The organism is Streptomyces sp. ST2-7A (assembly GCF_021390475.1).
In the GTDB taxonomy this organism is placed as follows: Bacteria; Actinomycetota; Actinomycetes; order Streptomycetales; family Streptomycetaceae; genus Streptomyces.
In genome coordinates, this window is the sequence record NZ_JAJUWS010000032.1 from 17,073 (window position 1) to 41,553 (window position 24,481).

Sequence of the window (24,481 nt, forward strand, 5' to 3'; positions counted from 1 at the left end):
GCGGACCGATGCACTGCCCTCGGTCCGCCGGGAGGTCCGTTTGCGCACCGCCGAACACGCGAAGGGCCGGTCCGCGGCCCGCGCACAGCGGGTCCCGACCGGCCGATCCCTCGGTGCCGGGCGTGCCCGGCCGCTCCCGCCGGCCTCCCCCGCCCCGGCTCCCTCCGCACACCCCCGCCCGCGTCCGCGCGGACACGTTCGGTTTCGGGGGGCCGCCGGCTCCCCGAAGCCGGCGTGTGCCCCGGGCGCGAGCAGTGGTGGTGCGGACGGGACCCTTGTGCGCGGGACTCACCGATCGGGACGTCCGTGCCTCGTCGCCGAGCTTCACCGACCTCATTCGAGGGGGTTCGTCCACACGTGGTGACCAGCAAGAAGCGCCCCTCCGACCGGCGCATGTACGTCCTCGACACCAGTGTTCTGCTCGCCGACCCGTCGGCCCTGACCCGCTTCGACGAGCACGAGGTGGTGCTCCCCGTCGTGGTGATCTCGGAGCTGGAGGCCAAGCGACATCACCCGGAACTGGGCTACTTCGCCCGCCAGGTGCTGCGGCGGCTCGACGACCACCGCGTACGGCACGGCCGGCTGGACGAGCCGTTGCCCATCGGTGAACTGGGTGGAACCCTGCGGGTCGAGTTGAACCACTCGGATCCCACCATCCTCCCCCCCACCATGCTCAACGACCGGGGTCGGCTGGCCGACAACGACTCCCGGATCCTGGCGGTGGCCCGCAACCTCCAGGCCGAGGGGCACGACGTCACGGTCGTCTCCAAGGACCTGCCGCTGCGCATCAAGGCGTCGTCGGTGGGTCTGCGGGCGGAGGAGTACCGGGCCGAATTGGCGATCACCGAGTCCGGGTGGACCGGGATGACGGAGGTCACCCTGCCCGGCGACGCGGTGGACGAGCTCTTCGCGGCCGAGTACGCCCGCGATCCCTCGGTGGAGGAACTGCCCGTGCACACCGGGCTGATGATCACCTCCGAGCGGGGGCGCGCGCTGGGGCGCGTGACCGCCGACGGGGGCATCCGGCTGGTGCGCGGGGACCGGGAGGCGTTCGGTATCCACGGCCGCAGCGCGGAGCAGCGGGTGGCGCTCGACCTGCTCTCCGACCCCGAGGTGGGCATCGTCTCGTTGGGCGGGCGCGCGGGAACCGGCAAGTCCGCGCTGGCGTTGTGCGCCGGCCTGGAGGCGGTCATGGAGCGCCGGGCGCACTCCAAGGTGATGGTCTTCCGACCGTTGTACGCGGTGGGGGGGCAGGACCTGGGTTACCTGCCGGGCTCCGAGGCCGAGAAGATGAGCCCTTGGGCGCAGGCGGTCTTCGACACCCTCTCGGCGGTGACCTCGCGCGAGGTGATCGAGGAGATCACAGCCCGGGGGATGCTCGAGGTGCTGCCGCTGACCCACATCCGGGGGCGTTCGCTGCACGACGCCTTCGTGATCGTGGACGAGGCGCAGTCATTGGAGCGGAATGTGCTGCTGACCGTGTTGTCCCGGATCGGTCAGGGCTCCCGGGTGGTGCTCACCCACGACGTGGCGCAGCGCGACAACCTACGGGTGGGGCGGTACGACGGGGTGGCGGCGGTGGTCGAGCGGCTGAAGGGGCATCCGCTCTTCGCGCACATCACGCTGAACCGTTCGGAGCGCTCGCCGATCGCGGCACTGGTCACGGAGATGCTGGAGGAGGGGCCCATCTGACCCGTCCCCGAACCCCTCCCGGGGCCGGTCGCCGCCCGCGGTGGCCGGCCCCGGGCCGTCTCCCGTGCCCGGCGGCGGTTCGGGTGCCGCCGGGGAGGGGCGAAAGAGTGACGGGGCGACGGGGGAGGGGAGGGTGGGGGAGGCGCGGGGCGGGAGGGGTCACCCAACCCCGACGAACAACACGGCGCGGTGGAGGGGCTGCGGCGGACATCGAGCGACGACCCCGGCCCGCCGGGTGCCGGAACCTCCGGAGTCGTGACGAGGGAGTCCCGGTGGGCTCCGACGAGTCGCCATCCGATTTCCCGTCAATCACCCTTTTCGGGCGCTTTCATCGGATCCGCGACCCGATGGGCGCGGAGGAGGGGAAAGGGTGAAAAGCAGATGGAAAAGGAGGGTCTGCATTCGTTCGATTTCTCGAGTGGGCGGAAGAGTAGCGCTCAATCGAGGAATTATCGCTCGGTTTCCGCAAGTTCATGTTCACAAACCGCGTGTGAGCTTTCCCACATGGTCACGGATTGCTTTCGGTATGGCGTCTCCGGCAGGGTGTGCCTCTGTCAGGCCCCGCATACGGCACCACCGCGGCGCCGAACCGATCCGCCGGCAGGTGGATCGGCCCCGGCTCGCGGCGCACACCTCACAACTGAACAGGCGTCAGCCGTATGCCGCCCGAGTACCACGCGGGTTCCGATCGCCCTCGGGCGCCGGAACCGCACCGGGCCCGTGCCTCCGTCACCGGACACCCGGAGGAGGCCCGCGTCAGGGGCACGATTGCGCCCGCGAGGTCACCCGCGTGGGCGCTGGTGGAAGGAAACCGTGTGAACCGGATGTCTGTCCGGGGCTTCGCAGTCGCGTCGGCCACCGCGGTGACCACCGTCGGCGCTGCCGTCGGTGTCGCCTCCGGGGACGAGCTCGGTGGCGTGGACACCCTGGAGGTCATCGCGGCCGACTCCTCGGCCCTGACGGCCGACGCGTCGCTGCTGGTCGACATTCCCGCCGCGCCGCCCCATGCGCAGGTCGCCTCCCTGACCCGCCAGGCGGAGTTCCAGGGTGAGGTCGCCCGGTCCGCGACCAAGCAGGCCGCCGAGGAGGCGGCTCGGCTGAAGGCGGCGGAGGACGCCGCCGCGAAGCGCGAGGCCGCCGAGCGGGAGGCCCGCGAGAAGGCCGAGCGCGAGGCGAAGGAGAAGGCGGAGCGCGAGGCGAGGGAGGCCGCCGAAGCCGCGGAGGTGGCCGCCGCGAGTGCCCCGCAGGCCGCGGCCGCCGCGCCCGTGCAGGCCTCGTACACCAAGGCCGAGATCCAGGCGATGGCCATGGAGATCGTCGGCGCCGGTCAGTACCAGTGCTTCTCCAACATCATCGAACGCGAGTCGGGGTGGAACCACACCGCGACCAACCCCAGTTCGGGTGCCTACGGCCTGGTGCAGGCGTTGCCGGCGAGCAAGCTGGCCTCGGCCGGCGCCGACTGGCGCACCAACCCCGCCACCCAGATCAAATGGGGTCTGAACTACATGAACGAGCGCTACGGCAGCCCCTGTGGTGCCTGGGATTTCTGGCAGGCCAACCACTGGTACTGAGCCGATGACGAGTCGGTACCGGGCGGCGGGCACACCGGCTGCCCGGACCGTCACCGCTTCGTGATCAACCCCGAGGGCCCCCGCGTCGTCCCACGACGCGGGGGCCCTCGGGAGTTCCGGCCGTGCCCACCCCCGTTCGGGGGATCGACAGGGTAACGTCGGACCCCCGGTTCCCGACGGTCGACCGCCGTGCGGGCGCGGAGGAGACGGATCAGGGGGAGTCCCGGAGCGGCCCGCGGCCTCCGGGGGGAAGAGGTGAGCGAGCGATGTCCGCATTCGAGCGGCTGAGGTCAGGTCTGTCGCGGGTGGCCGACCGTTTCTTCACTTACCGTGACGCGGCCGAGCGCGAGCGCGAGCGACGTGAGCAGGAGGCGGCCCGTCGGGTGGAGGAGGACCCGCGGTCACCCGAGCGCACCACGGCGGGCGCGGGCGCGGAGGCAGCCGATCCGACGGCCGGCGGGGGCCACGACGCGGCGGTGGCCGCCGAACGCCCGATGGTGGAGGGCGACGAGGACACCCGACCGACCCGGGCCCGCACCTCCGCCGCCAGTATCGCCGCCGCGCACAAGGACGCCCGCGCCGACGTGGAGGCCGGGCACGTCCCGCCCACCGGGTACCACCCCGGCGCGAGTCCGGCCGCCGGCGGCGTGCCGAACCGGCCGACCCCGGCCGAGGCGCTGCCCTGGGGTCTTCGGGTGGCCTCCGAACTCGGCTGGCGGTTGCTGGTCATCGCGGCGACGGTGTGGATCCTCGTCCAGGTGATCGGCGCGATCAGTCTCCTGGTGATCTCCTTCGCGGCCGGTCTGTTGATCACCGCCCTGCTGCAACCCTTCACCGGGCGGCTCAAGCGGATGGGCCTGGGGCGCGGCGCGGCCACGGCGGTGACCTCCTTCACCGGGTTCGGCGTGATCGGCCTGGGCGGCTGGTTCGTGGTCTGGCAGGTGATGGAGAACGTCGAGGACCTGGTCGAGAGCGTCACCGAGGGCATCAACGAGCTGCGCGACTGGGTACTGGACAGTCCTTTCGGGGTCTCCGACGAGGACATGACCCAGGTGGTCGACAACGTCAACCAGTGGATCGGCGAGCACAGCGCCGAACTGACCACCGCCGGCCTCGAGGGTGCCAACTACGCGGTGCGCTTCTTCACCGGTGCCGGTGTGACCCTCTTCGTGGTGCTCTTCCTGCTCTACGACGGGCGCAACATCTGGTACTGGTTCCTGAAGTTCATCCCGGCCTCCGCCCGTCCGGCCGTCGCCGGCGCCGGGCCGCGCGCCTGGATCACCCTCACCGGTTACGTCCGGGGCACGCTGCTGGTGGCGCTCATCGACGCCATCGGTATCGGCCTGGGTCTGTACATCCTGCAGGTGCCGATGGCGGTGCCGCTGGCGGTGATCGTCTTCCTGACGGCCTTCGTGCCGATTCTGGGCGCCATCCTCTCCGGCGCGCTGGCCGTACTGGTGGCGCTGGTGACCGAGGGCTTCATCACCGCCGTGCTGGTGCTCGGAGTGGTGCTGCTGGTCCAGCAGATCGAGAGCCAGATCCTGCAACCCTTCATCCTGGGCCGCCTGGTCCGGGTGCACCCGCTGGCGGTGGTGCTGACGGTGACGGCGGGCACGCTGCTCGCGGGCATCCCCGGCGCCGTGGTGGCGGTCCCGCTGGTGGCGGTGCTCAACACGGTGGTGACCTATCTGAGCGCCTACCACGATCAGGTGGTGGTCCGCTCCGATCCCCGGCGCAGTGGCGCCACCATCGCGGCCCTGGCCCCCGGGTCGGAGTCGGGGGGGTCCGACGCTCCGGCCTCCGACCCCGGTGCGCGCCCCGGCTCCGACGACGACACCCGGGGGGACGGCCGCGGTTCCTGACCCGCGGTCCCGGGAACCTCCCCGACGAGCCGGCGGCCCGCCCCGGCCGACGCCCCTCCGGCGCCGGTCGGAGCGGGCCGTTCGCCGTACGGGTCCCGGCCGGCACCTCTCCGGCGCCGACCGCGTCGGCTCAGTCCGGCGTCCCGGCCCATCCCGCGCGCGGCGGGTGGCGCTCCTCCAGCAGGGTCCGCAGCCGTCGGGTGTCGGACGCGGTCCACCCCTCGGGCTCGACGATCGCCGCCCAGGCGTCCACGGGGTTGGCGCCGTACCGGTGGCCGTGCGGGGCGGGGGCCCCGTAGGAGACGGCCATGTCCACGGTGGTCTGCCAGAAGGTGACGAAGGGGAACCAGTCGATGGCCCCGGTGACATCGGGTCCCAGTGGTTCGTTCATCCATTCCGGGCGGCGGAACAGCAGGTCGGGGGACCACCACACGACCGGGTCCGAGGCGTTCTGCAGGTAGATCACCCGGGGGTGGGCCCAGTCGGCGCCGCCGCGGGCCAGGTCGGTCTCCGGGAACTGGGCGAACCGCACGTGCTCGCCCCCCCTCCAGACGGGCCGCCACACGGGGCTGTCGGGGTCCCGGTCGTCGGTGAGTCCGCCGTGGATGGGGGAGGCGTCGGGCGGGCCGACCAGCAGCCCGCCGTCCATCCGGTCCACCAGGTCGTCGATGTCGGTGAAGGCAGCCTCGATCGCCTGCACCCCCATGCTCTCGCCGCTCACCAGGAGCAGCGGTCGGGTGTCCTCCGGTTGGCGGGACCAGCGCTCGTGCACCGCGTCCACCAGCGCCCGGGTGGAGTCCCCGGCCTCCTGTTGATCCACCACGAACGACATCCAGCTCGGCAGGTGGGAGTACTGCACGGCCACCACCGCGCTGTCACCGCCGGTCATGTACTCCAGTGCCTCCACGGTGGTGGGGTTGATCCAGCCGGTGCCCGTGGTGCCGGCGATCAGCAGCACCGAGCGGTCGAAGGCCCCGGTGCGCTCCAGTTCCCGCACCGCCAGTTCCGCGCCCTCCCGGTGGGTCTCGTGGGCGGCGCGCCCGACGTAGACGCGCACCGGCTGAAGGGCCGGGGCGCCGGTGAGGGCGGAGATCTCCCGGGCCGAGAGGACGGTTCCGGTGAAGGTGCGGCCCTTGTTGCCCAGCCGCTCCCAGGAGACGAGTGAGTCGGGGCTGCCGGAGACCAGAGGCGAGTACGGGCGCAGCACGCCGGGGTCGGTACTCGCGTCCTTGGTCGCGGCGATTCGCTCGGCGACGGTCAGTACGCCGCGTTCGAAGACCAGGTCCCGGCCGGTGAAGACGACCAGCAGGCTGCTGAGGAGCACGGCCAGCGCCACCGCCACGGGGCCGGGCACGAAACGGTGCAGGACCTCGATCAGCAGCCGGGTGCCCAGGCGGATGCCGCGCGCGACCGTCAGCAGGGCCAGTGCCACGGCCAGACTGATCAGCGCGATCATCAGCGAGTGCCAGGTGAGGGCGGGGGGCAGTGCCTGCAGCCGGCGCAGTTCGCGCTGCATGTCGGCGCTGCGCGACAGCAGGAAGATCACCAGCGGCGGGGTCAGCAGGTGGAAGCCGAGCCAGCAGCGGGCCCGGACGGTCTCGTCGGGGCGCCAGGGGGCCAGCCTGCGGTACAGCGTGGCGAGGAGGGCGCCGAGGCCGTACCCGATCGCGGCGGTGATGCCACCGATCACGCCCTGCAGGTACCACGGACGCGGGACCAGCGAGGGGGTCAGCGAGAGCCAGAAGAAGGAGAGGGCGACCAGGCAGGCGAAGAGGTCGGGCCAGCGCCGGACCAGCCATCGGGGGTCACCGCGGTCGACCAGCGGGCGACGCAGGACTCGCAGGGCGGTGCGCCGGGCCCGGGAGGGCCATCGGGAGTCGGGGCCGACGCGGTCGCCGAAGGGGACGTTCGGGCTCGGTGCGGGACCCGATCCCGGGCCCGCTCCGCCTGCGGTGTACAGCATCGCTCCCTCCCCCGTTCCCGTGCCACCGGCGGGTGTGTCCTCGTGGTGCCCGGGTGGTGGCCCGGGGGCGGCGGCAACTCACGCTAGGGGATCGGACGCCGTCCGGGGGCCGGACGTTGCTCCGGGGCCGGATTGTGACCAGCCGTCCACCGGACGGCCCCGCGTGCCGGCGCGCGGTGGAGGCGCGAACGGCGTGCGGGCGGGGCGGGATCGGCGCGGGGGTACCCACCTCGACTACACACCCCATGTATACGTGATGTGTATAGTGGCTCGCATGTCCATCAGTCACACGTTGCTCGGCCTGCTGGAAAGCGGCCCCAGCCACGGATACGACCTGAAGCGGGCCTTCGACGCCCGCTTCGGTCACGACAAGCCCCTCCACTACGGGCAGGTCTACTCGACCATGTCCCGCCTACTGAAGAACGGCCTCGTCGAGGTCGACGGCGTCGAGGCCGGTGAGGGTCCCGATCGCAAGCGGTACGCCATCACCGACGCCGGCGTCACCGATGTCGCCGAGTGGCTCGACCGGCCCGAGAAGCCCGAGCCCTACCTGCGCAGCACCCTGTACACCAAGGTCGTGCTGGCGCTGCTCACCCGGCGCGACGCCGCCGCCCTGTTGGACACCCAGCGCGCGGAGCACCTGCGGCTGATGCGTGAACTGACCCGCCGCAAGTCCGGCGGCGACCTGGCCGACCAGCTCATCTGCGACCACGCGCTGTTCCACCTGGAGGCGGACCTGCGGTGGCTGGAACTCACCGCCGCCCGCCTCGACCGACTCGCCGCGGAGGTGGCCCGACCGTGACCACCGCCCTGCTCACCGCCACCGGTCTGCACAAGACCTACGGCGCCACCCCCGCCCTGGCCGGCGCCGACTTCTCGGTGTCCGCCGGCGAGATCGTCGCCATCATGGGGCCCTCGGGCTCCGGCAAGTCCACCCTGCTGCACTGCCTGGCCGGGATCGTCCCGCCGGACTCCGGCAGCGTCCGTTTCGACGGCCGCGAGTTGTCCGAGCTCTCCGACGCCGGACGCAGCGCCCTGCGCCGCTCCGCCTTCGGTTTCGTCTTCCAGTTCGGCCACCTGGTGCCCGAGCTGACCTGTCGGGAGAACGTCGCCCTCCCACTGCGCCTCAACGGCGTGCGCCGCCGCGAGGCCGAGCGCCGCGCCGACGAGTGGCTGGAGCGCCTGGAGGTGGACAACGTGGCCGACCACCGGCCCGGTACCGTCTCCGGCGGCCAGGGGCAGCGGGTCGCCGTGGCCCGGGCCCTGGTCGGCCGCCCGCGCGTGCTCTTCGCCGACGAACCCACCGGTGCCCTGGACTCCCTCAACGGCGAACGGGTGATGGAGCTGTTCACCGAGGCCGCCCGCACCACCGGCGCGGCCATCGTGCTGGTCACCCACGAATCCCGGGTGGCCGCCTGGTCCGACCGCGAGATCGTCGTGCGCGACGGCATCGCCCGGGACCCGGTGGGTGTCGCGTGACCGGGCCCGAGCGCCCCCCGGGCGCCACCGGCCCCGCCACCGGCCCCACAACCCTGCGCGACCGCCCCACCACCGATCCCGCCCGTCCCCTTCCCGGGGCACCGGCGTTCCCCGATCCGCCCGGACCGGTGGCCCAGTGGGTCCGGGACCTGTGGATGGGGGTGCGCTTCGCCCTGTTCGGTGGCCGGGAGGGACTGCTGCGCACCTCTCTCACCGCGCTCGGCGTCGGCTGCGGTGTCGCGGTGCTGCTGCTGGCCGCGGCGATCCCCAACCTGATGGCAGGCCGGGAGGACCGCAACGCGGCCCGTGCCCACGACTACAGCTCGGCCGCCTCGGGGGAACTCGCCCCCGGCGCCGGGACCGTGCTGCTCATCGCCGAGAGCACGCAGTTCCGCGGCGAGTGGGTCGTCGGCCGGATCCTCCACGCCGAGGGCGACGACCCCGCCCTGCCACCGGGGATCACCGAGGTTCCGGCCCCCGGCACCATGGCCGTCTCCCCGGCCCTGCGCGACCTCCTCGAATCCCCCGACGCCCCCCTGCTGACGCCCCGCATCCCCTATGAGCCGGTCGGCCTCATCGGGGACGAGGGTCTCGCCGGCCCCGACGACTTGGTCTGGTACGCGGGGGACCCGACACTCGTCGAGCGCGTCGCCGACGGCGAGGACGTCGAGCGGGTGGACTCCTTCGGCGTCCGGGCACCGACAACGCCGCTCGACCCCGTTCTGTTGCTCCTGTTGGTCGTCGGTTGCGTGGTGCTGCTGCTGCCGGTGGGCGCGTTCATCGCCACCGCCGTGCGGTTGGGCGGTGAGCGCCGGGACCGCCGTCTGGCGGCGCTCCGTCTGCTGGGCACCGACGTGCGCGCCACCCACCGCATCGCGGCCGGGGAGGCCATGGCCGGTGCCCTGGCAGGCCTGCTGGTGGGGACGGTGGTCTTCCTGTTGGGCCGCAACCTGCTCGCCGAGTTCCGGATCTTCGGCTTCAGCGCCTTCGCCGGGGACGCGATCCCGGCGTGGCCGATCGCCCTGCTGATCCTGATCGGCGTGCCGATGGCCGCCGTGATGGTCACCCTTCAGGCCATGCGCCGGGTGGCCGTGGAGCCGCTGGGCGTGGTGCGCACCTCCACCCCCCGGCGCCGCCGGTTGTGGTGGCGACTGCTGCCGCCGGTCGCCGGTCTCGCCCTGTTGCTGCCCATGATGCTCTCGGACAGCGAGGAACCGCAGGTGGGCACGGGGGAGATCTGGCAGGTGGCGGCGGGCATCGTGCTCCTGCTGGTCGGGGCCACCGCCGTTCTTCCGTGGCTGGTCGAGGCCCTCACCGGGCGCCTGCGCGGCGGCCCGGTATCGTTCCAACTCGCCGTGCGCCGACTGCAACTGGACTCCGGCTCCGCCAGCCGTGCGGTCAGCGGCGTCACCATCGCCGTCGCCGGGGCGGTCGCCCTGCAGATGTTCCTCACCGGCATCGCCGGACAGTTCTCCGAGGAGACCGGGATGGGGGAGAACTCCCCGAGCCTGAGGTTCAGCACCACCCCCGGGGAGGCGGCGGACGCCCTGGCGAACCTCGACGCGTTGTCGGGGGTCACCGGTGTGACGGGGGTCGTCGGATACGTCCAGGAGTACGTGCCCCACCTCGACGACGAGGAGATGTGGACCCAGATCACCATCGCCGACTGCGCCGCTCTCGTCCGTGTCATCGAGACGGACGGTTGCGCCGACGGTGATGTCTTCCTGGTGACGAGCGAGGAGGGGACCGTGAATATCGAGCCGGGCGGCTCCGTCAACCTCGCCACCACCCATGATTCCGCCACCGGTGAGCCGTTGGGCACCGATCCGGAACCGTGGACGGTCCCGGCGGAGACCCCCCGGGTGGCCGTGCGCGAGGACGGTGACCTCGGATACATGCCGTCCGGCATCTACACCACCCCGGCGGCGTTCGCTCCCGAACGGCTTCCCAGCCCTCGGGCCGAGGCCGAACTGTTCACGGACCCGACGGTGGCGGACGTCGCCGAGCACGTGCGCAACGCCGCCATCGACCTGGGGTCGAACACGTACCTCTTCGAGTTGTCGCCGACCATCTACAACGACACCTTCGACGACCTGCGCCGGGCGCTGTACGCGGGTGCCGTGATCGTCATGATCCTGATCGGCGCGTCGCTGGCGATCTCCACCCTGGAGCAGATGCGCGAGCGTCGCCGATTGCTGTCGGTCCTGGTCGCCTTCGGTACCCGCCGCTCGACCCTGGCCGGTTCGGTGCTGTGGCAGACCGCGCTGCCGGTCGCGCTCGGCCTCCTCCTCGCCCTGGTGGGCGGGATGGGTCTGGGGGCGGTCCTGCTGACCATGGTGGACGTACCGGTGGCCATCGACGTCCCGTCCATGGTGGTGATGGTCGCCGCCGGTGCCGCCGTCATCCTCGCGGCGACGCTGGCCGGAATGCCGTCGCTGTACCGGATGATGCGCCCGCAGGGGCTGCGCACCGAATGACGGCGGGGAGTCCGGGGTCCTTGTCCCATCCCGGCCCTCCCCGTGCCGCCCGGGCACGATCGACGCGGACCCCACGGGGGTGGGATCGCGTCGGTCGCGCCCGGCACCCCGCCGGTGGTCCCGCCCCCTCCCTCCCCGAGGGGCGGGACCACCGGCGTCGAGGGTGTCCGCGGACCCCGGGGTGTCCGGGGTCACGGTGACCCCGCGCCCCGGCCACTCGGGGGCGTTCTAGGCTGGTGCCCGCGCCGTCGCCGCCGCGTGTCGGTGACGCGCGTCCGGCGGTGGGTGCCCGACGCGCCGGGCACGCCGGGACGCCGGACACGCGAGACGAGACAACGGAAGGCCGCCATGCCCGAGTTCTCCCACACCGACCTGCTGCCCGTCGGCGAGGACACCACCCCCTACCGCCTGATCACCACCGAGGGGGTAGGGACCGTCGAGGCGGCCGGGCGCACCTTCCTGCGCGTCGAGCCCGGGGCGCTGCGCCTGCTGGCCGCCGAGGCCATGCACGACATCGCGCACTACCTGCGCCCCGACCACCTCACCCAGCTGCGGCGCATCCTGGACGACCCCGAGGCGTCGCCCAACGACCGCTTCGTCGCCCTGGACCTGCTCAAGAACGCCAACATCTCCGCCGCCGGCGTGCTCCCCATGTGCCAGGACACCGGAACCGCCATCGTCATGGGCAAGCGAGGTCAGAACGTCCTCACCGAGGGCGGGGACGCCGAGGCCCTGTCGCGGGGCGTGTACGACGCCTACACGAAGCTGAACCTGCGCTACTCCCAGCTCGCGCCGCTCACCATGTGGGAGGAGCGCAACACCGGCACCAACCTGCCCGCGCAGATCGAGCTGTACGCGGCCGACGGCGCCTCCTACGACTTCCTCTTCATGGCCAAGGGCGGCGGCTCGGCCAACAAGTCCTTCCTCTACCAGGAGACCAAGGCCGTCCTCAACGAGCGCGCCATGATGCGCTTCCTGGAGGAGAAGATCCGCTCCCTGGGTACCGCAGCCTGTCCGCCGTACCACCTGGCGATCGTGGTCGGCGGCACCTCCGCCGAGTACGCGCTCAAGACCGCCAAGTACGCCTCCGCGCACTACCTGGACGCGCTGCCCACCGAGGGCTCGCCCGCCGGCCACGGCTTCCGCGACCTCGGGATGGAGGAGCGGGTCTTCCAACTCACCCGCGAGTTGGGCATCGGCGCGCAGTTCGGCGGCAAGTACTTCTGCCACGACGTGCGGGTGGTCCGGCTGCCCCGGCACGGCGCCTCCTGCCCGGTCGCGCTGGCCGTCTCCTGCTCCGCCGACCGGCAGGCCCGGGCCCGGATCACCGCCGAGGGCGTCTTCCTGGAGCGGTTGGAGACCGACCCGGCCCGCTTCCTGCCCGACACCACCGACGAGCAGCTGGAGACCGCCGGGGACGTGGTGCGGATCGACCTCACCCGGCCGATGGCCGAGATCCGCGCGGAGCTGAGCCGGCACCCGGTCAAGACCCGGCTCTCGCTCACCGGCCCCCTGGTGGTCGCCCGGGACATCGCGCACGCGAAGATCCAGGAGCGGCTGGACGCCGGTGAGGGGATGCCCGACTACCTGCGCGACCACGCCGTCTACTACGCGGGTCCGGCCAAGACCCCGGAGGGCTACGCGTCGGGTTCCTTCGGCCCGACCACCGCCGGCCGGATGGACTCCTACGTGGAGCGGTTCCAGGCCGCCGGCGGCTCGATGGTGATGCTCGCCAAGGGCAACCGGTCCCGGCAGGTCACCGAGGCGTGCGAGCGGCACGGCGGCTTCTACCTCGGGTCCATCGGCGGGCCGGCCGCCCGGCTCGCGCGGGACTGCATCAGGAAGGTCGAGGTCCTGGAGTACCCGGAGCTGGGCATGGAGGCGGTCTGGCGGATCGAGGTGGAGGACTTCCCGGCGTTCATCGTGGTGGACGACAAGGGCAACGACTTCTTCACCGACCCCGCCCTCGAGCAACCCTTCGTGACCTCCATCCCGGTGCGCTCCGGCTCCTGAGCCCGCACCCCGGCGCGCGCCGTCGGGGGCGAACAGGGATGCGCCCCGGCGCGCGGCTTCCACCGCGCGCCGGGGCGCCCGCGTTAGGTTCGGGACCATGAGCGCATCCACACCGGAACAGGGACGGGATCGGGGCCGGGAGCCGGCCGCGGCGACGAACACCGGGGCCGGCGGCGCCCCCGACACCGACCCGGCGACGGACTTCCGCGTCGAACACGACTCCATGGGGGAGGTGCGGGTGCCCGCCCGTGCCCGGTGGGGCGCGCAGACCCAGCGCGCGGTGGAGAACTTCCCTCTCTCCGGGCAGCGGCTGGAGCCCGCCCAGATCGCCGCCCTGGCCCGGATCAAGGCCGCCGCGGCCGTGGTCAACGGCCGGCTCGGCGTACTGCCCGCCGACCTCGCCGACGCGATCGCCGGGGCGGCCCGCGAGGTGGCCGACGGCCGCCGGGACGACCACTTCCCGGTGGACGTCTACCAGACCGGCTCGGGCACCTCCTCCAACATGAACGCCAACGAGGTGATCGCCTCCCTCGCGGCCGAACGCCTCGGCCGGTCGGTCCACCCCAACGACCACGTCAACGCGAGCCAGTCCTCCAACGACGTCTTCCCCTCCTCCATCCACGTCGCCGCCGTCGGGGCCGTGCTGCGGGAGCTGATCCCCGCACTGGAGCACCTCGCCGACACCCTGGCCCGCCGGGCCGAGGAGTTCACCGACGTGGTCAAGGCCGGCCGCACCCATCTCATGGACGCCACCCCGGTCACCCTGGGGCAGGAATTCGCCGGTTACGCCGCCCAGGTCCGGTACGGGGTCGCGCGGCTGCGCGACGCCCTGCCCCGCCTCGCCGAGTTGCCGCTGGGCGGCACGGCGGTGGGCACCGGCATCAACACCCCGGCCGGCTTCGCGGAGGCCGTCGTCGCCGAGCTGACCGCCGACACCGGCCTGCCGCTGACCGGCGCCCGCGACCGGTTCGAGGCCCAGGGCGCCCGCGACGCCGTGGTCGAGACCTCCGGCCAACTGCGGACCGTGGCCGTCTCCCTCACCAAGATCTGCAACGACCTGCGCTGGATGGGGTCGGGCCCGCGCACCGGCCTGGCCGAGATCACCCTGCCGGACCTGCAGCCCGGCTCCTCGATCATGCCCGGCAAGGTCAACCCGGTGGTGCCCGAGGCGGTGCTGATGATCGCCGCCCGGGTGATCGGCAACGACACCACGATCACCGTCGCCGGCGCCTCCGGGAACTTCGAGCTGAACGTCATGCTCCCGGTGCTCGGCACGAGCCTGCTGGAGTCGATCCGGCTGCTGTCCTCCGGGTCCCGGCTGCTCGCCGACCGCACCGTGGAGGGTCTGGTCGCGAACACCGACCGCTGCCGGGAGTACGCCGAGTCCTCCCCGTCCGTGGTCACCCCGCTCAACCGGTACCTGGGGTACGAGGAGGCCGCCCGGATCGTGAAGCGGTCCCTGGCGGAGCGCGTCACCATCCGGCAGGCCGTGATCGACGCCGGCCATGTGGAACGCGGCACGCTCACCGAGGAGCAGTTGGACCGGGCTCTGGACGTCCTCTCGATGACCCGACCCACCGACCCGGAGCCGGGGTAGGGGCATTCGGGGACACCGGCGGCATCGGGGAAACCCGGAGAACGCGACCGACGGGGACGGGGCGCCCCGGCGCCGGAGGCGGCGCGGCCGACCGGCCGCGCGCCCCGCGGCATCCCGGAGCGACACCGCGCGGGAGGTCGGGAAGGGGCCGGGGGAGCCGGCCCCCGGGGCCCCGGGGAGAAGGGCCGGGAGTCTCCCGGGACCCCGGACGGCACGCGCCGACAACCCCCGGGCACACGCCCCTCCGGCCCCGTCCCCGCCGTCCGTGCGCCGCTCCCCGCGCCCGCGCGGAAGCCCGAGGGGAATGTGGCGGGATCCCCGGGAGGCGAGGGGGCGTGCGCCTATCCTTCACATATGACGACACAGCGCGAGCCCGGGACGGGCGCCGACGGCGCGACGTCGCACCCGCGCTGGCAGCCCGGCGACCACATCCTGTGGCGCTACCGGGCCAACGGCGCGTCCGACGTCCACATCTGCCGGCCGGTGACCGTCGTCCGGGACACCCCCGACCTGCTCGCCGTCTGGCTGGCCCCCGGCACCCCCTGCGTGCGTCCCCGCCTCCTGGACGGCACCCCCGTCCACCTCGAGCCGTTGGAGACCCGCTACACCAAGCCCCGGGGCCCGGTGCCGACCACCTGGAGCGGCACCGGTGTGCTGAAGTTGGCGCGCCCCGGTGACCCCTGGTCGGTGTGGCTGTTCTGGGAACCGGGGTGGCGTTTCAAGAACTGGTACGTCAACCTGGAGGAGCCGCTGCGGCGCTGGTCGGGAGGGGTGGACTCGGAGGACCACTTCCTGGACATCGCGGTCTATCCGGACCGGCACTGGGAATGGCGGGACGAGGACGAATTCGACCAGGCACTCTCGGTGGGCCTGATCGACCCCGGGCAGGCCGATCGGGTGCGCCGGGCCGGCCGCGAGGCCACCCGGCTCATCGGCCGCTGGGGCAGCCCGTTCTCCGAGCGGTGGACCGAGTGGCGCCCCGCGCCCGGGTGGGGTACGCCCCGGTTGCCGCCCGATTGGCACCGACCCCCGGGGCCGCCGGTGGCGGACGAAGGGTTGCCGGGGACCATCGCTCCGTCCCGTGCCTCTTGAAACGGACCCGGTGCCGACCCGTAGGATCAGCCCTCACCACCACGAACACATCATCAGGAGAGGCTCCGTCACATGATTCGTCCGGTCCGTTCCCCCGGCCCGGCCGTCCCGTGCACCGCCCTCCCGACGCCCGGAAACCCGCTTCCCGGGGGCGCGGTGGGGGGTCGGACCCGCCCCGCGCGCGCCCCGGCGGCCCGTCGCGACCCGTGCCCGCGCTCCCCGGGGGGGCCGCCCCTCCACCCCCACCCAGCACGCCAGATCCCGCCCGGACGGATGGACACCCCCTCGTGACGGATCCGACTCCCCCGCAGCCCGCCGGTCACCGGACGCCCCCGTCCGCGTCTGCCGACACGGCGTCCCTCCCGCACGCCCGGCTGCTGGCGGAGCCGGGCGAGGACGCGGCGCGGCGTCTCGAGGAAGCCGGTCCGGTCGGCGGGAACGGTGACACGGCCGGACCCGCCACGGGACACGGCGGCACGGTGCGGTACGGCGTCGGCACCGGCTCGCTCTCCCACGCCGAACGGCTGCGCTTCATCGGCTCGGCCACCCGCCGCATCGCGCGCGGCAACGACCTGGACGAGATCGTCCTCGGCCTGTGCCGGGCGACCGTCCAGACCTTCGCCGACGCCATCCTGGTCTACCTACAGGACCCCCTGCCGGTCGGTGACGAGGCGCCCCCCGATCGGGTGGTGCTGCGCCTGCGCCGCATCGATCGCCTTCCGGAGAACCTGGCGCGGATCCGGGAGGAGAGCGGCGGGGGAACGGCCGAGGAGTCCGTGTTGCCCGCCTGGAGCGGTGCCAACCCCCGACTGGAACTCGATCCCACCGGGCCGCTGGGCGAGGTGCTCAGGGCGGTCCGACCGGTCTTCGCCGAGTCGCCCACGGCCCGCGCCGCGCTGCGCGAACTCACCGGCAGCATCGGACTGCCCGAGGACGACCGCGCCATCATCGCCCCGCTGCGCGGTCGGCGCCGGGTCATCGGCGTGACCGTCCTGCTGCGCCGTGCCCACCGGGACGCCTTCGAGCGCGACGACCTCCAGGTCGCCCAGCAGCTGGCCACCCACGCCGCCCTGGGCGTGGACAAGGCGGTGCTGTACGGGCGGGAGGCGTCCATCGCGGACGAACTGCAGCGCACCATGCTGCCGGACACCCTGCCCCCCTCGCCCGGCGTGAAACTGACCCGCCGATACGCCGCCGCCGCGCAGTCCGCCCGGGTGGGCGGCGACTGGTACGACGCGATCCCGCTGCCGCGCAGCCGGGTGGCGCTGGTGGTCGGCGACGTGATGGGGCACTCCACCACCTCCGCCGCCATCATGGGCCAGTTGCGCACCACCGTGCAGACCCTGGCCGGGCTCGATCTGCCCCCGCAGGAGGTCCTGCACCACCTGGAGGAGCAGGCCCAGCGCCTGGGCAGCGACCGCATGGCCACCTGCCTGTACGCGGTCTACGACCCGGTGGAGCGCACCATCACGGCCGCCAACGCCGGTCACCCGCCGCCGGTGATGCTGTTCGCCGACGGCACCACCGAGTTGATCGAGTTGCCGCCCAACGCCCCCATCGGCGTCGGCGGGGTGGACTTCGAGCCGGTGGAGGACATCCCGGCCCCGCCCGGCTCCACCCTCGTGCTCTACACCGACGGGTTGGTGGAGTCCCGCACCCGCGACGTCATGGACGGCGTGGCGTTCCTGCGGGAGAAGCTCACCGATATCGCCCGCATGACCCGACCCGGCGCGGCCGTCCCGCTGGAGCCGATGTGCGACGAGATCCTGGACATCGTCGGGCCCGGTGACCGGGACGACGACATCGCGCTGCTGGTCGCCCGATTGGAGGGCATCGCGCAGGAGAACGTCGCCGCCCTGCGGATGCCGCCCGCGCCGGAGTCGGTGCGCGACGCCCGCCGGTTGGTGCGCGAGAGCCTGCGCCGCTGGGAACTGGAGGACCTCCTGGACTCCGCCGAGCTCCTGGTCAGCGAGGTGGTGACGAACGCCGTCCGGTACGCCGAACGCCCCGTGACGCTGCGGCTGTTGCGTTCCGGTTCACTGCGCTGCGAAGTCGGCGACGACGTGCCGCTGCTGCCGCGTCCCCGTCGCGCCGGACCCGACGAGGAGGGTGGTCGGGGACTCTTCCTGGTCGAGGAGTTGGCCCGCACCTGGGGCGCCACCCGGCTGGGCACCGGCAAGGTGGTCTGGTTCGAGATGGACCTCCCGCCGGGTGCCGCGGTGCCCGTCGTCGAGGACGCCGACGCGGAGGGATGAGCGGCCCCGTCCCCGTGAGGGGGCGACCCCGTCGGGCTGGTCGCGATGTATCGCGTTCGCTATCCTGGCAGGGTGACCGAACAGCGCCCCGGAGAGCCGGGGGACCGCCGCCCCGTTCCCGCCGACACCCCGGCCCCACCCCCCGGGATGCGTGCCTCGGATGCCGACCGCGACCGGGTGGCGGACATCCTCCGTGAAGCCCTGGCCGAGGGTCGATTGGACGCCGAGGAGCACGCCGATCGCATCGACGCGGTCTACCGCGCCCGCACCCGCGCCGAACTCGAGCCCCTGGTACGCGACCTGCCCGCCGGTCAGCCGCTCGCCCCGCCCCCACCCGGGCCCGCGCCCGGGGCACCCGCGCCGGGTGGCGCGAGGCGCAACGTCATCGCGGTGCTCGGCGGCGCGGAGCGGCAGGGGCGTTGGCGGGTGGGCGGCCGGGTCAACGCCGTGGCCTTCCTCGGCGGGGTGGAACTCGACCTGACGCAGGCACTCTTCGAGCGGCAGGTGGTGACCCTCAACGTCACCGCCGTGCTCGGTGGGGTGGAGATCAAGGTCCCCGAGAACGTCACGGTGCGCGGCTCCGGCACCGGTGTCCTCGGCGGGTTCTCGATGCGGGAACACGAGTCCTCCGACCCGAACGCCCCGGTCCTGGTCATCCGGGGTCTCGCCGTGCTCGGCGGCGTGGACGTCAGCCGGGTCTCCGGCGAGCAGGTGCACGACCTGCGCGACCCCGACCGCGACCGCGACTGACGACCCCCGGCGCCGTGCCGGGGCGCCCGGTTCCGGTGCCGCGCGGGCGGACGCGCCGGCGAACGGCCGACGGAGCCCCCGGGGTCCCGCGCCCACCGGGCGTCGGGACCCCTCGCGATCCGGCGTTTTGGCTCTCCGTGCATAAGCGTGCGCGCAGCGGGTAGGGCAGAGAGACCGTCACCCGTATGGCCGCACTCCGGCCGGCGGGGGCCAGGGTCGGCCGCCGTCGCACGGGTGGCGACCCGTCATCGCGAGAGCGACCCCGGTAGCCGTCGTCAGGAGTTGACCGTGCTGCATCCGCCGCCCGAGTCGTGGTCCCCCGCTGCCCCGGCGCAGCGCGCCCGGAAGGAGCCCGCGGGGCCCTGGCACTCGGAGGCCGCCTGCCGGCGGGACGAGGCGGGGCTGTTCTTCGCCCCCTCCAGGGAACCCACCGCCCACCGTCTCTCCCGCGAGCAGGCCGCCAAGGCGGTGTGCGCCCGCTGTCCCGTCCTGCTGGCCTGCCGTGAGCACGCCCTGGACCAGCCGGAGCCCTACGGGGTGTGGGGCGGTCTGACCGCAGCCGAACGCCGTGTGGTGCTCGGCCGGCGGCGTCGCCGGGAGGCGACCGAGGCCACCCCACCGGTGGGGCGCATCGCCTGAAGGCCGGACCGCCGGGGGAGCCGAAGGGGTGCCGGTGTCCGAGTCACCGGGGCATCCGGCCTCCCGCCGGGTACGCGGTCGGCGGTTCCACGGTCGGCGGTTCCCGGGAACGCGCCCCGGCCGGGTCGGTGGCATGGGCCGCGCCCGGCCCGTCCCCGCCCCGCCGATTCCTCCGACGGGGAGAGCGGGCCCCGTGGTCTTCCGGATCGACGGGTACCCGTCGATCCGGCTTCCACACCCCCCGGCCTCCACGAGCCGGGTTCCCGGCCGCCGCCCCCGGATCCGCCGGCCCCCGCACGGGTCCGGCGAATCCGGGGGTCTCGATCCGGGGCACACCCCCATGGACGGCTCGGCTGGACGGCTCAGCGAGCCCGCTCGAAGTCGATCGCGCTGTAGGCGCGCAGCTTCGACAGCCGGTGCGTGGAGTCGATCTGACGGATCGTTCCCGATTTGGAACGCATCACCAGGGACTGCGTGGTCGCGGTCTCCGCGCGGTACCGCACCCCGCGCAGGAGTTCGCCGTCGGTGATGCCGGTGGCGACGAAGAAGACGTTGTCGCCGCGCACCAGGTCATCGGTGAGCAGTACCCGGTCCGGGTCGTGGCCCGCGTCCAGGGCGCGCCGTCGCTCGTCCTCGTCGCGCGGCCACAGCCGGCCCTGGATGGTGCCGCCCAGGCATTTCATGGCGCACGCCGCGATGATGCCCTCGGGGGTGCCGCCGATGCCCAGCATCAGGTCCACGCCGGTGCCCTCGCGGGCGGCCATGATCGCGCCCGCGACGTCGCCGTCGGAGATCAACCTGATCCGGGCGCCGGCCTCCCGCACCTCCTTGACCAGGTTGTCGTGGCGGGGGCGGTCCAGGACCACCACGGTCACGTCATCGGTCGCGCACCCCTTGGCCTTGGCCACCCGCCGGATGTTCACGGCCGCCGGGGCGTTGATGTCCACGAACTCGGCGGCCTCGGGGCCGGCGGCCAACTTTTCCATGTAGAAGACGGCGCTGGGGTCGAACATCGCGCCCCGGTCGGCCACCGCCAGTACCGACACGGCGTTGCCCATGCCCTTGGCGGTGAGGGTGGTGCCCTCCACCGGGTCGACCGCCACGTCGCACTCGGCGCCGGTGCCGTCGCCGACCCGCTCGCCGTTGTAGAGCATCGGGGCCTCGTCCTTCTCGCCCTCGCCGATGACGACCACGCCGTTCATCGAGACGGTGGAGACGAGGGTGCGCATGGCGCGGACGGCGGCGCCGTCCGCGCCGTTCTTGTCGCCCCGGCCGACCCAGCGGCCGGAGGCCATGGCCCCGGCCTCGGTGACCCGCACCAGTTCCAGGGCGAGGTTGCGATCCGGGGCCTCGGGACTGACCTCCAGGGGAGGCGGGAGGTGATGATCTGACATGACGCACCTTTCTGGGCGTCCGCGCGGCCCGGGGCCGCGGAGGGCTGAGGGTTCCCTCGACTCTATCCGCCTCTCGTACACCTGAGCATCAGGTACCTCCGATGAGCGATGCCGCTCGGCCGGAAACGGCGTCGGGAGGGGTCCCGCCCGATCCACGACCGGCATGAGGGACCATGGAGGAGTGAGCGGGAACGGAGACCGGAGCGGAATCGAGACCACGGCGACCGGGGCGGCGGGGGAGACCCCCGACGCGCCGGGGGAGCCGGCCGGTGGCGCGGAGGTGCCCGGGAGCACCGTGGACGCCCCGGTCCCGGCCGACGCGGCCCCCCGGCCCGGCGGTGGGCGCGGCCTGGCCGGCAAGTCGGTCCGCGACATGGTGCTGTCCATGGCCGTGCTGCTGTTGGGCGTCTTCTTCGTCTACCTCTTCGTCCCCAACGATCCCTCGCAGGACCCGGTCCGCCCGGTGGAGTACCGGGTGGAGGCGAACACCGCCTCCCGGGCGGCCCCCTACGAACTGCTGACCCCCCGGGACCTGCCGGAGGAGTGGCGGGCCACCTCGGTGCGCTACCGCGCGGCGGACGAGCACGGCGCCGTGTGGCGCCTGGGCTTCATGGACCCGGAGAACGAGTACGCCGCCCTCGCCCAGACCGACACCGTCGGCGGCGAGGAGGACGCCCCCTTCGTGGTCGATCTCACCCGGGGCGCGCGGGAGACCGGTGAGACGGTGCGCATCGGCGACCGCGAGTGGGCCTGGATGACCGGCGACCGCTACGACGCGCTGGTCTCCACCGGCCCGGACGGGACCGTCGTCGTCACCGGCACGGCGCCGCGCGAGCGGTTGGAGTTCTTCGCCGGGTCCCTGGAGCCCTGGGAGATCGCGGATCCCTCCGCCGGGAACTGAACCGACCGGTGCCCCGCGGGGTGTCCGCGTCCCCCGGCTCACCCCGGCTCACCCCGGCCCGGTCGTGAAGGCTCGGCCGGGGGAGGGTCGGGCCCCGGGACCCCTCGGGCGCCGCGGAAGCCGCCACCCCACCGCCCGGTTCGGGCGGAGGGGTGGCGGCTTCCGTCGCCTGCCGCGGCGGCTCGACCCCGATGCCCCGGGGGCCTTGAACGACATCGCGCCCGGGCCGTCCTACCCGATGGGGTCGGCGGCCCGGGCGCGGAACGCGACCGTCGGCGCGCGGCGGGTGCCCGGCGGGAGCCGGGCACCGGCTCACAGGACGGTGGCGGCCTCCTCGAAGGACAGGCGCGGGTTGCGGGGGAAGAAGGCGCTCTCGCCCGGCTTGCCGAAGTTCACCACGATCAGCACCTTCTGCTTGCCGTCGCCGAAGAACTCCTTGTTGATGCCCTCGGCGTCGAAGCCGGTCATCGGGCCGGCGGCGAGCCCGGCGGCCCGGATGCCGAGGATGAGGTAGCCGGCCTGCAGGGTGGCGTTCAGCGCGGCGGAGCCGACGCGGGCCTCCGGCTCGGAGAAGAGGCCGTCCTTCAGGTCGGGCATCACCGGGAAGAGCCGAGGCAGGTGCTCGTGGAACTCGGTGTCCATGGAGAGGATCGCGGTCGCCGGGGCGGTCTCGGTCTTGCCCTGGTTGCCACCCATGAGGTGCGGGATCAGCCGGGCCCGGGCCTCGGCGGAGCGCAGCACGGTCAGGCGGAGCGGCGACTGGTTGAAGGCCGTGGGGGCCAGCTTGACCAGGTCGTAGATCTCCCGGATCTGCTCCTCGGAGACCGGCTCGTCGGAGAAGGTGTGGGCGGTCTGCGCCTCGCGGAACAGCAGGTCCAGGGCCTTGTCGTCGAGGGCGAAGCTCATCGGTGTGCCTTTCCGGGGTTGTTGAATGTTGTACTACCCATTTTGGGGCGAGGTGCTTGAATCTTCAACTTACCTCGTGGTTCTTGAACCTTCAAGTCAACTCGGAGTGGTTCGGCTCACTCCTCCGCTCGCCCCTCCGCCCCGGCACCCCCGTCGGGGTCCTCCCCGGAGGACTCCTCGCCGTCGTCCCCCTCCCGCCGCCCGTCCCGCTCGACCGCCGCGTCCAGCCGGGCCCGGGCCCCTTCCAGCCACTGCCGGCAGATTCCCGCCAACTCCTCGCCCCGCTCCCACAGGGCCAGCGACTCCTCCAGCGTCGAACCGCCCGCCTCCAATCGGCGCACGACCGTCACCAGCTCGTCCCGCGCCTGCTCGTACCCCATCACGCCGTCCCGCGGCTCCCCGCCGCCGGCCGATGCCGGGACCCCGCTCCCGCTGTCCGTCCCGCTGCCCGTCTCGCTCCGCGTCATGTCGGTCAGCCTAGGACCCACCGCCGACACCTGATTCCGCCGCCGACCACGGCGCGTCGGCGGTCCCGCCGTCCGACGCGCCCCCGGCCGTCGCCCCGTCCCCCACCGGCACCGCGCCCACCGTGATCCCCAGCTCGCCGTCGGCCAGCCGCGCCCGCAACTCCTCACCCACCACGGCCCCCGCCGCCGAGCGCAGCACCGAACCGTCCGGGCGCCGCAGCACCGCGTACCCGCGCCGCAGGGTCGCCGCCGGCGACAGCGCCACCACCCGGGCCGCCGTGTGCGTCAGCTCCGCCTCCGCCCGGTCCAGCAGGTGCCCCAGCGTCCGCCGCCCCCGCTCCACCGCCATCACCAGACGCTCCTCGTGGGCCTCCACCAGCCGGTGCGGCTCGGCCATCACCGGCCGGTCCAGCGTGGTCCGCAGGCCGCGCTCCTCGCGATCCACCAGCGCCCGCGCGCACCACCGGGCGCGCTCGCGCAGCTGTTCCACCCGCGCCAACTCCTCGTTGACCTCCGGGACCACCCGTTTGGCGGCGTCCGTCGGGGTCGAGGCCCGCAGATCCGCCACCAGGTCCAGCAGCGGCGAGTCCGGCTCGTGCCCGATCGCGGAGACCACCGGCGTCGTGCACGCCGCCACGGCCCGCACCAGGGCCTCGTCGGAGAACGGCAGCAGATCCTCCACACTGCCGCCGCCCCGGGCCACCACGATCACCTCCACCGACGGGTCGGCGTCCAACTCCCGCACCGCCTCGACCACCTGCGGCACCGCGTGCACCCCCTGCACCGCGACGTTCCGCACCGCGAACCGCACCGCCGGCCAGCGCGCCCGGGCGTTCTCCAGTACGTCCCGCTCCGCCGCCGACGCCCGACCGGTCACCAGACCGATCCGCCCCGGCAGGAACGGCAACCGCCGCTTGCGCTCCGGCGCGAACAACCCCTCCGCCGCCAACTCCCGCTTCAGCCGCTCCAACCGCGCCAACAGCTCTCCGACCCCCACCGCGCGGATCTCCGTGGCCCGCAACGACAACTGCCCCCGGGGCGCGTACCACTCGGGCTTGCCCAGCACCACCACCCGGGCGCCCTCGGTCACCGCGTCCGCGACCCGGTCGAAGACCGCTCGGAAGCAGGTGACGGTCAACGAGATGTCCTGCGCCGGGTCGCGCAGCGTCAGGAAGACGACCCCCGCTCCCGGGCGACGGCTGAGTTGGGTGATCTGCCCCTCCACCCACACCTCGCCCAACCGGTCGATCCACTCGCCGATGAGCCGGGAGACCCGCCCGACGGGTACCGGGGACTCGGGTGATGTCCGCATAGCCATGGCGCCACGCTAGTGCCCGTCACCGACACCCCCGTCGTCCCGTCGCCGACACGTTCCGTCGGGGCATCCGGCCGACCTTCGGCACCGACCCGCGCCGACGGTCGC

The 24,481-nt window shown here is 73.4% G+C and carries 18 protein-coding genes; 13 read left to right on the forward strand and 5 right to left on the reverse strand.

What is annotated here, in order from left to right; translation table 11 throughout:
- The first annotated feature begins 357 nt into the window (after positions 1–357).
- The 3 genes from LZF96_RS18700 to LZF96_RS18710 all read left to right on the forward strand — a co-directional run bounded on the left by LZF96_RS18700 (position 358) and on the right by LZF96_RS18710 (position 5,125).
- A complete protein-coding gene (locus LZF96_RS18700) occupies positions 358–1,692 on the forward strand; it encodes a PhoH family protein (protein ID WP_233873827.1) in 1,335 nt (444 codons plus the stop codon).
- An 824-nt stretch (positions 1,693–2,516) separates the two neighbouring features.
- Positions 2,517–3,263, forward strand: a complete 747-nt coding sequence (locus tag LZF96_RS18705; protein WP_233873939.1) for a transglycosylase SLT domain-containing protein — start codon at positions 2,517–2,519, stop codon at positions 3,261–3,263.
- A gap of 266 nt (positions 3,264–3,529) precedes the next feature.
- Positions 3,530–5,125: an AI-2E family transporter gene (locus LZF96_RS18710; protein WP_233873830.1), complete on the forward strand. Its 1,596-nt coding sequence runs from the start codon at positions 3,530–3,532 to the stop codon at positions 5,123–5,125.
- Positions 5,126–5,255: 130 nt separating this feature from the next.
- Here the strand turns inward: LZF96_RS18710 and LZF96_RS18715 are convergent, their stop codons facing one another.
- Entirely contained in the window at positions 5,256–7,088 is a 1,833-nt protein-coding gene (locus LZF96_RS18715; RefSeq protein ID WP_233873833.1) for an alpha/beta-hydrolase family protein, read from the reverse strand.
- Positions 7,089–7,362: 274 nt separating this feature from the next.
- Between LZF96_RS18715 and LZF96_RS18720 the strand changes: the two genes are divergently transcribed.
- From LZF96_RS18720 to LZF96_RS18760, 9 genes are all read left to right on the forward strand, one after another.
- Positions 7,363–7,890 carry a PadR family transcriptional regulator gene (locus LZF96_RS18720; RefSeq protein ID WP_233873836.1) on the forward strand — a complete coding sequence of 176 codons (528 nt, stop codon included), beginning with the start codon at positions 7,363–7,365 and terminating at the stop codon, positions 7,888–7,890.
- A complete protein-coding gene (locus LZF96_RS18725; protein ID WP_233873839.1) occupies positions 7,887–8,567 on the forward strand; it encodes an ABC transporter ATP-binding protein in 681 nt (226 codons plus the stop codon). The genes LZF96_RS18720 and LZF96_RS18725 overlap by 4 nt, the downstream gene beginning before the upstream one ends.
- Positions 8,564–11,044: an FtsX-like permease family protein gene (locus LZF96_RS18730; RefSeq protein ID WP_233873842.1), complete on the forward strand. Its 2,481-nt coding sequence runs from the start codon at positions 8,564–8,566 to the stop codon at positions 11,042–11,044. Before LZF96_RS18725 ends, LZF96_RS18730 begins: the two co-directional genes overlap by 4 nt.
- Positions 11,045–11,392: 348 nt before the next feature.
- A complete protein-coding gene (locus tag LZF96_RS18735) occupies positions 11,393–13,057 on the forward strand; it encodes a fumarate hydratase (RefSeq protein ID WP_233873845.1) in 1,665 nt (554 codons plus the stop codon).
- 223 nt (positions 13,058–13,280) lie between these two features.
- The gene (locus tag LZF96_RS18740; protein ID WP_233873941.1) at positions 13,281–14,654 is read left to right on the forward strand and encodes a class II fumarate hydratase; all 1,374 of its coding nucleotides are present in this window, start codon (positions 13,281–13,283) and stop codon (positions 14,652–14,654) included.
- A gap of 354 nt (positions 14,655–15,008) precedes the next feature.
- Positions 15,009–15,746 (forward strand): DUF402 domain-containing protein, encoded by a 738-nt coding sequence (locus LZF96_RS18745; RefSeq protein WP_233873848.1) that lies wholly within the window; start codon positions 15,009–15,011, stop codon positions 15,744–15,746.
- A 287-nt stretch (positions 15,747–16,033) separates the two neighbouring features.
- On the forward strand, positions 16,034–18,001 hold the full coding sequence (locus LZF96_RS18750; RefSeq protein ID WP_308294237.1) for a SpoIIE family protein phosphatase: 1,968 nt from the start codon (positions 16,034–16,036) through the stop codon (positions 17,999–18,001).
- A 72-nt stretch (positions 18,002–18,073) separates the two neighbouring features.
- Positions 18,074–18,751 carry a DUF1707 domain-containing protein gene (locus LZF96_RS18755; protein ID WP_308294238.1) on the forward strand — a complete coding sequence of 226 codons (678 nt, stop codon included), beginning with the start codon at positions 18,074–18,076 and terminating at the stop codon, positions 18,749–18,751.
- A 288-nt stretch (positions 18,752–19,039) separates the two neighbouring features.
- Entirely contained in the window at positions 19,040–19,390 is a 351-nt protein-coding gene (locus LZF96_RS18760; RefSeq protein ID WP_233873854.1) for a WhiB family transcriptional regulator, read from the forward strand.
- Between the two features lie 362 nt (positions 19,391–19,752).
- Here the strand turns inward: LZF96_RS18760 and glpX are convergent, their stop codons facing one another.
- A complete protein-coding gene (gene glpX / locus LZF96_RS18765) occupies positions 19,753–20,784 on the reverse strand; it encodes a class II fructose-bisphosphatase (RefSeq protein ID WP_233873857.1) in 1,032 nt (343 codons plus the stop codon).
- Positions 20,785–20,965: 181 nt separating this feature from the next.
- Here glpX and LZF96_RS18770 point away from each other — a divergent pair, with 181 nt between their 5' ends.
- Positions 20,966–21,685 carry a DUF4245 domain-containing protein gene (locus LZF96_RS18770; RefSeq protein WP_233873860.1) on the forward strand — a complete coding sequence of 240 codons (720 nt, stop codon included), beginning with the start codon at positions 20,966–20,968 and terminating at the stop codon, positions 21,683–21,685.
- Positions 21,686–21,997: 312 nt separating this feature from the next.
- Here the strand turns inward: LZF96_RS18770 and LZF96_RS18775 are convergent, their stop codons facing one another.
- The 3 genes from LZF96_RS18775 to xseA all read right to left on the reverse strand — a co-directional run bounded on the left by LZF96_RS18775 (position 21,998) and on the right by xseA (position 24,376).
- A complete protein-coding gene (locus tag LZF96_RS18775) occupies positions 21,998–22,591 on the reverse strand; it encodes a malonic semialdehyde reductase (protein WP_233873863.1) in 594 nt (197 codons plus the stop codon).
- Positions 22,592–22,707: 116 nt separating this feature from the next.
- Entirely contained in the window at positions 22,708–22,971 is a 264-nt protein-coding gene (locus LZF96_RS18780; protein ID WP_233873946.1) for an exodeoxyribonuclease VII small subunit, read from the reverse strand.
- A 97-nt stretch (positions 22,972–23,068) separates the two neighbouring features.
- Complete coding sequence (gene xseA / locus LZF96_RS18785) at positions 23,069–24,376, reverse strand: exodeoxyribonuclease VII large subunit (protein ID WP_233873866.1); 1,308 nt, start codon at positions 24,374–24,376, stop codon at positions 23,069–23,071.
- Positions 24,377–24,481: the final 105 nt, after the last annotated feature.